We start from the raw sequence: 13,621 nt of genomic DNA, 5'->3' as shown, positions 1-13,621 counted from the left end.
GGAAGGCCTTTTTATTTTGACCAAATTCAAGTAAATACCTTAGTTATTGTCACCTCAGGCCATATTTTTCTAGAGAATTTTTAAAAAAAGACAAACTCCCAAAAAGAAGTTTGTCTTCGGTCTGACAAGTCTCAGAAGTAGAGACTTGTTTTTTATCGGAATTTTTTTAATAAGAATATGAAAAATGAGTCAGTGAATAAACCAAAGCGTAGTAAAGAGTATAAATGGACATGGATAACGAATTGGTTGTAATGTAGATTTCCTAACGCTAGTTAATGCATTTAAGTGGTTCTTCAAGTCAACATTTTATTTTCAGATATGACAAAAGTCATATCATGTCATGACATTAGATGCTGAAAAGTTTTGCTCTTTTTCGATAAACTTAAACCAGAAAGAAAATATTATGAAAATCAAAGTATCTGATAGCATTTATACCCTATTGGAGTGGTTTGCACAGTCTTGAGTACCTTTACAACTGTTTTTGAACAGTTGAAGATTGAAGTGGCCTTTTCATATCTGGGAGAATTTATGGGCTTGTTAATTTCAGCGATTGTTTAATCAGTATTACTCAATTTCTTATCGAAGAATTAACAGACTAGGAAGAAATGGCAACCTTCTCCTACCTTAATAGTTACAAAGGAGGGACTAAAATGACCTATGAGGAGATCAAACTTAAACTTTTAGAAGATGGTATCCGCAGCTATAAAGTCTTTCAAGGAATTAAAATTTACTCCCAAACTGTCAAAACTGAGGATGAACAAAAACAAATCTCAAAAAGAGTTTACCTGACAAAAAAGCAACACTATGTTTATTATGAGCGAACAGATCCTAACTGGTATTACTGGAATAAAGATAGGGAAAACGCAAACTTTGATCCAAGTGATATTAATGAAAATACCCTTTTTGAAGTGGCAGATGATTTGGAAACTTTAACAAAATATTTGGGAAAAGATATCATTCACAAACTGGCGGAAAAAGTTCAGCATGGTGAAGTCACCGAATATCTAGATATTTAGAAATCATTAAAAACATACCGCCTAAATAAACGCTCTAAAGGCTGTGTAAAAAAGATATGCTGTCTAGTCTGTGAAATTAGACTCACCTTCTTAGAATCTTTGAAGATTCTTCGTCAGGCTCCCTAAATTTCTTTGGAGTGCTTAACGGCTTAGCGACACGACGTTTGGCTAGTCGATTTTACTAACCAAACGAAGTTAGTGGGAGAGGTAGGGAGTGGGAAAGAACCCAAAAATTGAAAATTTTGGTTCGTCTTCCCACCCCCGCACAGTTGGCTAGGTTTTCCGCTTTGGCCTTGTGGCAAAAGGAAAGCCAGCCAACCACTGCGTCAAGAGCTTATTCCAAAACAGGAATGTTGGACAAGTTTTTGTCCAGCCTCGTTTGGTATCAAGTGCGGAGCATTTAGATAACAAGCCTCTGCCGTATCTTGATAATTGAACCCGCCTACGACTCTGTGAAATTAGACTCACCTTCCTAGAATCTTTGGGAATTCTTCGTCAGGCTCCCTAAATTTCTTTGGAGTGCTTAACGGCTTAGCGAGACGACGTTTGGCTAGTCGATTTTACTAACCAAACGAAGTTAGTGGGAGAGGTAGCCAATTCACCATAGTGATTGGCGTTTGGTATCAAGTGCGGAGCACTTAGATAACAAGCCTCTGCCGCATCTTAGTAAAAGGAGTATGGCAATGGCAACTACTGTTATAAACGTTTCAAACTTATCCAAACAATTTAAATCAAAAAAGGTTCTGGAGGGTATTTCCTTTGAGGTTAAGGAGGGCGATTGTCTGGCCTTAATTGGACCTAATGGTTCAGGCAAAACAACACTCTTTAACTGCCTGCTGGGAGATTATGCTCAGACAGAAGGAACCATCACTGTACTGAGGCAGAATCCCCAGTCTTCGCAGCTTAAAGGAAAAGTAGGCATCCTTTTTCAGGAGAACCTGACAGAAGAAAAGATGAGGGTTTCTGAGCTCCTCAATTTTCAAAAAGCTATTTATTCAGATCCTCTGTCTGATAAAGAAATTGATGGTTTGCTGCAATTTTCTGACCAGCAAAAACATCAATTCGCCGAAAAATTATCTGGCGGTCAAAGACGCCTTCTGGCCTTTGTGCAAGTCTTGGTTGGCCAACCTGACATCATCTTCTTGGATGAACCGACAGCCGGTATGGATACCAATACGCGCAAGCGTTTTTGGGAAATTGTTGCTGACTTGAAAAAGGCTGGCAAGACCATTATTTATTCCAGCCATTACATTGAAGAAGTAGAGCATACGGCAGATAGGATCTTGGTCTTGCACCAAGGAAAATTACTGCGGGACACGACGCCTTATCTGATGCGCTCAGAAGAAAAGGAGAAGGTCTTTACCCTACCTGCTGGCTACCTCTTTGCTGTTGAAGGGCAGAATATTCAAGATTTGACTATCAAGACAGACACTATTTCCTTTAGCAGCAGGCAACCTCAGCATATTTGGGATTTACTGGCAGAGGCCAAGTGCCCAATTGAAGACATCGAAATGACCAATCGTACGCTTTTAAATACTATTTTTGATATGGCAAAGGAGAATGATCATGAAAACGCTTAAAGCAATCCTTTATCAGGAGTACCTCATCAATAAACGCTCTTTATCCAATCTAGTTATGGGGATTGGCATGCCGCTAGTTTTCTTTCTCCTCTTTACCAGCATATGGGCCAATGAAGACAGTATGCCTAAAGACCAAGTTGCCTATTGGGTGCGTCAGTACATGATGCAGATGACAGCCTTTTCCAGCCTTAGTTTTGCCTTTTTTTCCTTGCCCTTTGCTTTTCAAGAAGATCGAAATGGTAACCGCCTCAGAAGTATTCAGCACAGTCCCATTCCTATATGGCAATACTATATCAGTAAAATTTTAACGATTCTTATTCACTTTGTCTTAGCTATTTTGGTGGTTTTTGCCGCAGGATATTTTTTCAAGGATGTCGATATGTCTGCCAAAGATTGGCTGCTCAGTGCAGTGGTTTTATTTGCTGGAGCCGTCTGTTTTATGCCCTTTGGTGCCCTTTTTGCCCATATCAAATCTTCGCAAACCCTCTCGCTGGTTGCTAATATTTTCTATCTGGGTTTGGCTGTCTTGGGCGGCCTCTGGATGCCAGTGCAGACTTTCCCAGATTTCATGCAGAAACTAGCCAAGGTGACCCCAACCTACCACCTCAATAATCTTTTGATTTCTTATTTCAAAGATGATTTTTCCATTCAGTCTCTGTTCATTCTTCTGGGATATGCTATCATAGTTTTAATGATTGCTCTGGCAGTCGGAAAAAAACTTGAGGTAAACTAATGTTTCAACCCTTTCAAAAAACAGACTCACTCTACTATGTAGGGCTGGTCTTCATGATTTTTCCCTTAGGAGGGGTATTGTGGTTTGATTATCCTATGTGGACGCTGGGGCCGTCTCTTTTGTTCATGATAGCCTATATTTTGATTATCCACCTTCGTAATCAGTATCAAAGCATACTTGCTGTCCTTTGGTTCTATCTGCTTGGCTATATTCTTGGAATGACTTTTGCGATTGAGCCTAATATGATGTGGTTTTTCTTTTATCTCGTGAATCTGTTGGTTTGGCGATTTGGAGATGACATGCGGAGCTACCGAACGATATCTTATATGCTTGGTCTAATGATTGTTATGATGTGGGGATTGTTCTTTACCCCAACAGTCATAGAAAAAGTAATGACAGTGCTGATTACCACCTTTATCATTGCTATGCACTATTTTCAGCGGCAGAATTATTTGGAAAGTAAGGTTAAAGAGGAAATTTATCAGAAAAATAAGGAAATTAATCTCCTGACCGCTGAAAATGAACGCAATAGAATCGGACGAGATTTACATGACACGCTGGGACATACCTTTGCCATGATGACTTTAAAGACAGAGTTGGCGCTCAAACAGCTCGATAAAGATAATCCAGTCGCTGTTCGCAAGGAACTGCTGGAGCTCAAACAAATCAGTCAGAAGTCAATGAAAGATGTCCGCGGGTTGGTTAACAACCTTAAGTACCGTACAGTGGCAGAGGAATTAGATAATATCACTGAGGTGTTTGCCCTGTCAGACATTGGCCTGACAGTGGATAATCAGTTGGACTTAGCTGCGCTATCACCAGTTATTCAGTCTAGCATGACCATGATTTTACGAGAACTAACCACCAACATTATTAAGCATGCTGGAGCTAATCAGTGTCACATCAAGCTCTACAGAACTGGTGAGCTAGTGATTGATGTCAGTGATAATGGCTGCGGTTTTGCCCAGCTGACTGGTGAGGAGTTGCATTCCATCAAAGAGCGCCTGCAGCTGGTTAAGGGAGATGTTGTGATTTTATCTAACCAAAATCCAACGCTTATTCGTGTGACCTTAGAAGAAGGAGATGGGCTATGAAATTATTAGTTGCAGAAGATCAGGCCATGCTGCGGGATGCGCTTTGTCAGCTTTTACTCATGGAAGATGATGTGGAGGAAATTTATCAGGCTGCAGATGGAGACGAAGCGATAGCTCAGCTGCAAAAACAGGCTGTTGATGCCGCTATTCTAGATGTTGAAATGCCAAAGAGAACGGGACTCGATGTGCTGGAGTGGGTTCGTGAGCATCAGGGCATGGACATCAAGGTTATCATTGTAACGACTTTCAAGCGTGCAGGTTATTTTCAAAGAGCCATCAAAGCCGGTGTAGACGCTTATGTGCTTAAGGACCGCTCAACTGATGAGCTGATGACGACCATACACACAGTTCTTGCAGGCAAAAAAGAATACTCACCTGAATTGATGGAAAATTTAGTTGGTAGCCGCAACCCACTTAGCAAACAGGAACTGGCAGTACTAGGGCATGTGGCACGGGGGTTAAGCAATAAAGAGATTGCAGAAGAACTTTTCTTGTCAAACGGTACGATCCGTAACTATATGTCATCTATCTTGACTAAGCTGGATGCCAAAAACCGCATGGATGCTGTCAATATCGCCCAAAAGAATGAATGGTTGTAACGAAATTGGGCAGCTCTAAAATTAATTGACGAACTTTTGGAGAGCAGTACAAACTTAGAAGTGCATGTAGACAGAGTGAGCTAGCATAATTGCATTAAATCTCATTCTCAAAGCAATAAGGAGTAAAATCAAAAAGAGTGGGACAGGTGTCCATGCTTACTGAGCGCCATGAGTATCTGTTCCAGCCCCTTTTTTACGCAATTTAAGAGAAGGATAGTCCATTTCTTTTGTATAGTTTCCAGAAAGGGCAAGGGGGGAACTCGGATAAGCTCTTTGGTAACTCATCCAGTTCCCTGTAAATATCGCCTGCATAGTCCGAAAGAAAATGCATATTTTTCTCATTATAAAATAAAAACTCCCAGAAGCATCTGCCATATCTGGGAGTTTTTGAGTTGACTGGGAATAATTGGGAAGATTTAAGAATAACTCACTTAAGCCTATATTGGATATGAAAGCAAGCAATCTGCTCATAGTTGTTAGGCGAATTTTTTATAGCCCAATATAAAAAATATAGATTAGGCAAACCTGTTCTAGCGTGATACCATAGGGGAAATTAATAAATGAACATGAAGCTAATCTCTTCGGAAAAAAGCTCGACTTCCTTGTGTCCAAGGACACGGCATCTGTCGCCTATTTTTCGGTCAGAGATTTTCGCTTAGCGAACTGCTTCTTTGTATCTTGTTAATTGAACTTGGGCTGCGGATTGTGCAAAAAGATCGCTTTTTCCTAGACGCAAGTGCTCTACGTCTATTTCCTTTCTTTCGGTTAGGAATTTTCGTTAAGCGAAACGGCCCTTAGCGACACTCCGTTTGGTTAGTCGATTTTACTAGCCAAACGGAGTTAGTGGGTGAGGTAGGGAGTGGGATCAACCCAAAAATTGAAAATTTTGGTTCTCACCACGTCCTGGTTTTAAGGTGGCGACCTGAGACGGTCTCTCCCCAGACCGTTTCACTCCCACCCCCGCACAGCTCCAAAGGTCCGAGGAACCTTTGGAGATTGGAGATAGGATGAACAGCGTTCATCACATTTGCTTAAGTTTTCCGCTTTGGCCTTGTGGCAAAAGGAAAGCCAGCCAGCAGTGGCTCATTGGTGCTAAAGCACCTAATGAACTGTGCAGGGGTAAGACTAAGTTGGCCTAGCCAACAAGTCTTACTCCCAACCACTGCGTCAAGAGCTTATTCCAAAACAGGAATGTTGGACAAGTTTTTGTCCAGCCTCGTTTGGTATCAAGTGCGGAGCACTTAGATAACAAGTCTCTGCCGTATCTTAGTAAAAGGAGAAATATTTATGTCTACATTTTCTATTCATACCATTGAAACGGCTCCGGAAGCTGTCCAGGACACATTAAAAACAGTTGAAGCGGATAACGGCGGCTATATTCCTAACTTGATTGGTCTGTTGGCTAATGCCCCGACAGCCTTGGAAACTTACCGTACAGTAGGAGAAATTAACCGCCGTAACAGCTTGACACCGACAGAAAGAGAGGTCATTCAGATTACAGCTGCTGTGACTAATGGCTGTGCCTTCTGCGTAGCTGGTCATACAGCTTTTTCCATTAAGCAGATTCAAATGGCCCCTGATCTATTGGAAGCCCTTAGAAATAGTACTCCTATTGATTCAGAACCTAAACTAGATACCTTGGCTAAATTTACCATTGCTGTTATCAATACTAAAGGCCGTGTCGGTGATGAAGCATTTGCTGATTTTCTGGAAGCTGGCTACACGCACGAAAATGCCCTAGATGTTGTTTTAGGGGTTAGTCTCGCAACTCTTTGCAACTATGCTAATAATATGGCAGATACACCAATCAATCCTGAATTGCAGCCCTACGCAAAATAGCGACTGCTCTGATGACGTTTGCTTTGTAAGCGCAATTCTACCCTCTAACCCATTGGTTAATTAGAGCGGTTTTGCAACATCAAACTTGGTTAGTCGCTCTCACTAATCAAACAGAATTAATGGGGGAGCTAGCCAATTCACTCTAGTGATTGGCGTTTGGTAACAAGTGCAGAGCACTTAGATAAGAAGCCTCTGTCCTATCTTGAGAATTGCGACACTTCGAACCTACGGTCGATCGTACCGAAGGTTCGAAGTTAGTAATTGGCATAGCAAACTACCATGGTAGTTTGTGTAGTAGAGCAAGACCTAAGGTCTTAGCGATACTTTGTAAATTGAACCCGAGCCTAATTTCCTCGGGAAAAAGAAGGCGCTTCTTGTGTGCAAGTACACAGCGTCGCTCCCCTATTTTCCTATCGGAAATTTTTGCTTAGCGAATCGGTTCTTTGTATCTTAATAATTGAACACGGGCTGCGGCTTGTGCAAAAAAGATAGTTTCTTCCTAGACGCAAGCGTCTTCGTCGAACCTCCTATTTTTGCTTAATCCGCGGCCGCCCTTGGTATCTTGATAATTGAACCCGCCTACGACTCTATGAAATTAGACTCGCTTTCCTAGAATCTTCTGGGATTCTAGGAGGACTCCCTAAATTTCTTTGAGTCGCTTACGGCTTAGTATCTTGGTAATTGAACCCGCCTACGACTCTGTGAAATTAGACTCGCCCTCCTAGAATCTTCGGGGATTCTTCGTCAAGCTCCCTAAATTTCTTTGAGTCGCTTAACGGCTTGGTATCTTGGTAATTGAACCCGCCTACGACTCTGTGAAATTAGACTCGCCCTCCTAGAATCTTCGGAGATTCTTCGTCAGGCTCCCTAAATTTCTTTGAGTCGCTTAACGGCTTGGTATCTTGATAATTGAACCCGCCTACACTCCTGTGGAATTAGATAAATGTCGCTCGATTCCCAATGAATCGTCACTCCATTTCCTAAATTCCTTTGGAGTGCTTAACGGCTTGGTATCTTGGTGTAAGGAGACCTTATGAGTTATTTTTCAAATGATTTTATTAGTTGGTTGGATGACAATGCTGATACTCTCGATCAGCATTCAGGTGCTTTGGCTGACAGTCTCTTAGAACGTATTGCTGCTCAGGGTGTTTTTAGGATTGGCGTCCCTAGGGAATTGGGAGGCATGGGAGGAAGCTACCAAGATGTTATTGATGTATTAACAGAACTGAGCTATCATTCTTTAACAGCTGCTTTTATCAGCTGGGGGCATCGAACCTTTATTGAAAATATTTTAGCTAGTGATAATCCTTATCCCAGAGAGACCTGGTTGGATGATGTATTAACAGGAAGGGTGTCTGCTGGTACAGGGCTGTCGAACTGTGTCAAATACCTTTCAGATATTGAAGAGCTCGAAGTTAAAGTTATTGAAGAAGATGGGCATTACTACCTTCACGGACGTTTACCTTGGGTGACTAATGTCCGCTCAGATAACTATATTGCGGTTTTTGCTGCAGCTTATGATCAGAGCGATGAGCGGCCGCCTTTAATTTTGGCTGTTCCTAAATCCGCTGGTATTAAGCGTTCGCAAGATTTGGAATTTATTTCTCTGCAAGGGGCTAACACAGCCGCCTTGACCTTTAATATGATCCCCTTAGATGAAAACTGGGTATTGTCACGAGATGCCAAGCGATTTATAGCAGAGACCCGCCCTGCCTTTCTAGGCTATCAGTTTGGTCTGGCATTTGGTTTAGCTCAGCGCTCTTTGACTGAGGTCGAAACCAATCTTTCTGCTAACCGCTTGGTACTGCAAGATAGTTACCAAGATACATTGGCTGAACTCAATCGTATTAAGACTCATCTCTACAGTGGCTTAGGGAGCCCTGCCTATTTTTTGCAGCACGTTCGTGAACTTTTTCAACTGCGTATTGATATTGTTCAGGTGGTGGCTGACAGCCTGCTTTTGGAACTTCAGGCCGTAGGCGGACGCGGTTATATTAAGGCGTCAAATTCTAGTTTTGCCAGACGTTGGCAGGAAGGAGCTTTTTTGCCCATTGTTTCCCCTAGCGCTGTACAATTGCGTCATATCTTAGCGGCCTAGTCTATCTCAAAACAGTAAAATTTTTTACAATTGCAATCTGGTCAGTCCTGATAGGGGCTGATTTTTTAATTAGCTGCTCGCTTCATATCTTCTAAAAAATGCTATAATAGTCATACTATGGCTAAATCAAAATCGAAAAAATCAAACAATAAAACGAATAATCAAGGTAGGAAAGACAAGCGCCCAACTAAGGCAGAGCGTGAACGTAAAAAAGCCATCAGAAAAATGCTTGTGGCTTTTTTGACCGCTTTTGTGCTCTTCTTTGCGATCATCCGACTGGGAGTCTTTGGTATAACAGCTTATAATCTCGTTCGTGTCCTCGTAGGAAGTCTAGCCTATCCAGCAATGTTTGGACTGCTCTTTTATCTCTTTGCTGGTAAGTGGTTGCAAAAGCGTGTCGGTTTTATGTCAGGATATATCTCAGTTATGGCGGGTCTGATGCTGATCTTTCATGCCTACCTCTTCTCTATGGAAGTCATGAAAAAACGGGACGTTTTGGCAGGAACCTTTCGCTTAGTAACAGCTGATTTAAAAAATGTTGCCGTGACCCATTTCATGGGAGGTGGCCTGATCGGTGCTATTATTTATAAACCTGTAGCCTTTCTATTTTCTAATATTGGTTCCTATTTAATCGGTGGTCTCTTGATTATCCTGGGTCTTTATCTGATGAGTTCGTGGGATGTCTATGATGTCATGAATTTCTTTAAGCGCACAGGCAGCAGTCTCAGCGATCGGATTGATCAGACGAGTTTGCAAATGGAAGCCCGTCGTGAGCAGAAGCGCAGAGAAAAAAGGCAGTCTAAGCAGACAGCAGCCCAGCAAGAAGCAGAAAAAATGGATGTGGATGCCGAATTTGATTATCAAATCGATCCCCAAACAGGCGAAATTCTTTCGGATGACAGCCCTCTTGCTTCAGCAGCATCGGCCAATGAACCAGTAATTTTAGGTGGATATGATGAAGCTGAAGACGAGCCAGCTTATTCTCAGCAGGATTTTAAAAACTATCATTTCCCTTACCCAGATGAAGAAGTGGAGGTGCCTCGGGCCGATCAAGCTTCCTCCTCTCCACAAGAGCAGGAAGACGCCCAAACTGATGAATCCGTTGAAGTAGACTTCACCCCCAAACAAACCCTCCTCTACAAGCTGCCTACTATTGATCTTTTTGCACCCGATAAACCTAAAAATCAGTCTAAGGAAAAGAAGATTGTCCGTGAGAATATCAAGATTTTGGAAGAAACCTTCGCCAGTTTTGGAATCAAGGCTAGTGTTGAGCGAGCAGAAATTGGACCTTCAGTCACTAAGTATGAAATAAAACCGGCCGTTGGAGTCCGTGTCAACCGTATCTCTAATCTTGCCGATGACTTAGCTCTGGCGCTTGCCGCAAAAGATGTGCGGATCGAAGCGCCAATTCCTGGAAAATCACTGGTTGGTATTGAAGTGCCGAACTCTGAAATCGCCACAGTCAGTTTCCGTGAGCTCTGGGAACAAGCCAAGACAGACGCTAATAAGCTTTTAGAAGTGCCTTTGGGAAAGGCTGTTAACGGTACTGCTCGCAGCTTTGATTTAGCCCGTATGCCTCACTTGCTGGTGGCTGGATCGACCGGCTCTGGTAAGTCTGTAGCGGTCAATGGTATCATTGCTTCTATCCTAATGAAGGCTCGCCCCGATCAGGTCAAATTCATGATGATTGATCCTAAGATGGTTGAATTATCAGTTTACAACGATATTCCCCACCTCCTCATTCCAGTTGTTACCAACCCGCGCAAGGCTGCTAAGGCTTTGCAGAAGGTTGTAGATGAGATGGAGAATCGTTATGAACTCTTTAGCCATGTTGGTGTCCGTAATATTGCAGGTTACAATGCTAAGGTAGAAGATTTTAATGCGCATTCTGATGAGAAACGCATCCCCCTGCCCTTGATTGTTGTTATCGTTGATGAGTTGGCAGACTTGATGATGGTCGCCAGCAAGGAAGTTGAAGATGCCATTATCCGTTTGGGACAAAAAGCGCGTGCAGCTGGTATCCATATGATTTTGGCCACCCAGCGTCCTTCTGTCGATGTCATCAGCGGTTTGATTAAGGCTAATGTACCTTCCCGTATTGCCTTTGCCGTATCCTCAGGTACTGATAGTCGGACGATTTTGGATGAGAACGGCGCAGAAAAATTGCTTGGTCGCGGAGATATGCTCTTTAAGCCAATTGACGAAAACCATCCTGTCCGCCTGCAGGGCTCCTTTATTTCTGATGATGATGTTGAACGCATTGTCGACTATATTAAAGAACAGGCAGAAGCAGATTATGATGACAGCTTTGATCCAGGTGAAGTATCCGAAACAGACGGTGATTTATCTGGTAGCAGTGAAACTGCAGACGGTGATCCCTTATTTGAGGAAGCTAAGGCTCTCGTCTTGGGGACACAGAAAGCCAGTGCCTCCATGCTGCAGCGCCGTCTATCGGTTGGCTTCAACCGTGCCACGCGTCTAATGGAAGAACTAGAAGAAGCTGGCGTCATCGGACCAGCTGAAGGTACTAAACCACGCAAAGTTTTAATGACCAATCAATAAAAAGAGAGCGGTACAACCTCAATCGCTGATTTCTGGTTGTCTCTCTCTTTTTTTCTTTCTTAAGGTTTCAAGAAAATCAAGATAAATTAAAGCTATAAAAGAAAGTTGGCTTCAACGGTTTATGAGTGAGAGTAGCAATAATCGTGCACAATAGCCTGCCAAACGCTTGAAGGTGAGGAACCAAGATGATTAACGGCTTTTTTATGATTTAAAGTAAGCCGAAAAATGCTTCAGTTTAATTAAAATCAATCTGCAAGAGTTTGCTCTGTTCACAGGCTTCCAGAGCTAATCGCTGTCCCTTATGAATTGCTAACAAACTATCCTTTTTAAGCTGTATCGCTTGATGGTCTAAGCTAACCAGGAGCTGCCCCTCTAATACCTGTAGCAGCTTATCTCCTGTACTGACCTCTTCGCTGATGTTTTCCCCCTTATCAAAAGCATATAGAGTAATCGTCTGATCGAGCCCAAGTTTTTGGCTGAGTGAGCGGCTGGCGATCTGCTGTTTGTAGTAGCTTACAAGATGAGAAAACGATTCAATCATGATCAGCCTCCGGCTTGACAACAGTCAGCAGCATCTGGAAGGCTTCCTTGGCAAAGAGGGCGTGAGGGATCTCAGCAGGCATAAGGATAGATTGCCCAGCGATGAGTTCAAAGTTCTTATCAGCGATTGTAATCGTAACCTTACCAGACAAGACCTGAACCAAGGCATCACCTGGAGAAGAATGGCGGCCAATCTCCTGTCCCTTATCCAGAGAAAAGAGTGTCATACCGAGATCTGGTCGCTGAACTAAGGTTTTACTAAGTATCTGTTCCTCAGCGATAGGAACTTCCTTACTTAAATCCAGAATATGTGCAGGCTCTAATTTATCAATATAACGCATAATATTTCCTCCTTATTTTTGACTGGCTACAGCGATATAACGCAGGTCTTTCCCTGTTTGGTTAAAAAAACGATACATCTTCCAAAATTGCTGACGATTTTCCTTTTTCATGCCTCGGTAGAAAATTTTGCACGTCCCCCCAAGGCCTTCGTCTCTGATCATCCCTGACAGAGACATCAGGGACATTTGGCCGTAGGTTGCATGTACTTGTCTAAACCCCATTTCCTGATAAAGATTTTTCCAGTCATCAACTTGAAGGGGCTGGACATTAGCATTAATGGTGGTTCTCAGCTTTTCTAAAGTCTGTTCCAAATGGGGATCCTCATAGGCAACATCATGTGTCAACAACAGGCCTCCCGGTTTTAGGACGCGTCTGTATTCCGTGATTGCCCGCTTCTTGGATTTGCCTTGGAGCATGGTCAGCATAGCCTCATTGATAACAATGTCAAAAGAGTTATCGTCAAAAGGCAATTTCATGGCATTAGCCTCTTGGATCTGAATGAATTCCTCAAGACCAGCCTGAGCAATAGCTTTTTTGGCTTTTTTTAAAGCGTCAGTATCAGTATCAACTCCTCTGACATGGCAGCCATAAGTCTGAACCAAATCAATAGCAGTCGTTCCCTGATTGCAGGCAACTTCTAAGACCTCTTTATCTTTGCTGAACTGCCCCTGTTCCATTAGCCAATTAGTGGCTGTAACCCCGCCAGGACGCAGCCGCTTCTTGCCGAGTCTGGCTAAGAAATGATGCCCTAGTTCTTTTTGTGCCATTTGCCTTACTCCTTTATTTAAGATACTAAGAGCCAATTTGCCTTGCTTAACCTATCCCACAAATGAACGGAACTTGGTTCAGTCTATTTCTGAATTCACAAGCTCTCCCAAGACTTTTGGCTTATGCAGGATCGCAGACATACTCAGTTTGTAGAAAATAGGTTTTGGTTTAGACCTTCATTCTAACAAAAAGAAGCCAGCCCAGTAAGCATTTACTGGATAAATCTATTCATTGGAATCATTACAAAAAAACTATGGGAAAGATCAACGATGTAGATTAAAAGCACTACAATAACATAGCTGCTACTAAACGAAAGTTTATCACAACAGAAATAGCTGTTCCTCACAAGTCTTAAATTTTTTTCATCGTTCATTGCAAGAGGTAATACATTATGCTAGACTAAAACCATCTTAAAACTTAAGAAAATTATAATGCAAGGAGATTAAAAAG

At 42.4% G+C, this 13,621-nt stretch carries 12 protein-coding genes; 8 read left to right on the top strand and 4 right to left on the bottom strand.

Annotated features, from left to right (window positions below; translation table 11 throughout):
- The first annotated feature begins 650 nt into the window (after positions 1-650).
- From AC4HAL_RS09650 to AC4HAL_RS09630, 5 genes are all read left to right on the top strand, one after another.
- Complete coding sequence (locus AC4HAL_RS09650) at positions 651-1,016, top strand: EXLDI protein (protein WP_491094005.1); 366 nt, start codon at positions 651-653, stop codon at positions 1,014-1,016.
- A gap of 683 nt (positions 1,017-1,699) precedes the next feature.
- Complete coding sequence (locus AC4HAL_RS09645) at positions 1,700-2,596, top strand: ABC transporter ATP-binding protein (RefSeq protein WP_491094004.1); 897 nt, start codon at positions 1,700-1,702, stop codon at positions 2,594-2,596.
- Positions 2,583-3,329 carry an ABC transporter permease gene (locus tag AC4HAL_RS09640; RefSeq protein WP_491094003.1) on the top strand — a complete coding sequence of 249 codons (747 nt, stop codon included), beginning with the start codon at positions 2,583-2,585 and terminating at the stop codon, positions 3,327-3,329. Before AC4HAL_RS09645 ends, AC4HAL_RS09640 begins: the two co-directional genes overlap by 14 nt.
- The gene (locus tag AC4HAL_RS09635; RefSeq protein ID WP_491094002.1) at positions 3,329-4,423 is read left to right on the top strand and encodes a sensor histidine kinase; all 1,095 of its coding nucleotides are present in this window, start codon (positions 3,329-3,331) and stop codon (positions 4,421-4,423) included. Before AC4HAL_RS09640 ends, AC4HAL_RS09635 begins: the two co-directional genes overlap by 1 nt.
- A complete protein-coding gene (locus AC4HAL_RS09630) occupies positions 4,420-5,022 on the top strand; it encodes a response regulator transcription factor (RefSeq protein WP_491094001.1) in 603 nt (200 codons plus the stop codon). Before AC4HAL_RS09635 ends, AC4HAL_RS09630 begins: the two co-directional genes overlap by 4 nt.
- Positions 5,023-5,178: 156 nt before the next feature.
- Here the strand turns inward: AC4HAL_RS09630 and AC4HAL_RS09625 are convergent, their stop codons facing one another.
- On the bottom strand, positions 5,179-5,364 hold the full coding sequence (locus AC4HAL_RS09625) for a hypothetical protein (RefSeq protein WP_491094000.1): 186 nt from the start codon (positions 5,362-5,364) through the stop codon (positions 5,179-5,181).
- 945 nt (positions 5,365-6,309) lie between these two features.
- Between AC4HAL_RS09625 and AC4HAL_RS09620 the strand changes: the two genes are divergently transcribed.
- From AC4HAL_RS09620 to AC4HAL_RS09610, 3 genes are all read left to right on the top strand, one after another.
- The gene (locus AC4HAL_RS09620; RefSeq protein ID WP_491093999.1) at positions 6,310-6,861 is read left to right on the top strand and encodes a carboxymuconolactone decarboxylase family protein; all 552 of its coding nucleotides are present in this window, start codon (positions 6,310-6,312) and stop codon (positions 6,859-6,861) included.
- Positions 6,862-7,894: 1,033 nt separating this feature from the next.
- The gene (locus AC4HAL_RS09615) at positions 7,895-8,959 is read left to right on the top strand and encodes an acyl-CoA dehydrogenase family protein (RefSeq protein ID WP_491093998.1); all 1,065 of its coding nucleotides are present in this window, start codon (positions 7,895-7,897) and stop codon (positions 8,957-8,959) included.
- A gap of 117 nt (positions 8,960-9,076) precedes the next feature.
- On the top strand, positions 9,077-11,521 hold the full coding sequence (locus AC4HAL_RS09610; RefSeq protein ID WP_491093997.1) for a DNA translocase FtsK: 2,445 nt from the start codon (positions 9,077-9,079) through the stop codon (positions 11,519-11,521).
- A 235-nt stretch (positions 11,522-11,756) separates the two neighbouring features.
- Here the strand turns inward: AC4HAL_RS09610 and AC4HAL_RS09605 are convergent, their stop codons facing one another.
- Genes AC4HAL_RS09605 through AC4HAL_RS09595 form a run of 3 tightly spaced genes read right to left on the bottom strand, consistent with a single transcriptional unit; the run spans position 11,757 to position 13,170 of the window.
- Positions 11,757-12,062, bottom strand: coding sequence for a cupin domain-containing protein (locus AC4HAL_RS09605; RefSeq protein WP_447451472.1), 306 nt, complete (start codon positions 12,060-12,062; stop codon positions 11,757-11,759).
- Positions 12,055-12,402 (bottom strand): cupin domain-containing protein, encoded by a 348-nt coding sequence (locus AC4HAL_RS09600; RefSeq protein WP_447451471.1) that lies wholly within the window; start codon positions 12,400-12,402, stop codon positions 12,055-12,057. The genes AC4HAL_RS09605 and AC4HAL_RS09600 overlap by 8 nt, the downstream gene beginning before the upstream one ends.
- Before the next feature lie 12 nt (positions 12,403-12,414).
- Positions 12,415-13,170: a class I SAM-dependent methyltransferase gene (locus AC4HAL_RS09595; RefSeq protein WP_491093996.1), complete on the bottom strand. Its 756-nt coding sequence runs from the start codon at positions 13,168-13,170 to the stop codon at positions 12,415-12,417.
- Positions 13,171-13,621: the final 451 nt, after the last annotated feature.

Source organism: Streptococcus sp. ELY_125 (genome assembly GCF_058314535.1).
This window is presented reverse-complemented; position numbering and strand designations above follow the sequence as displayed.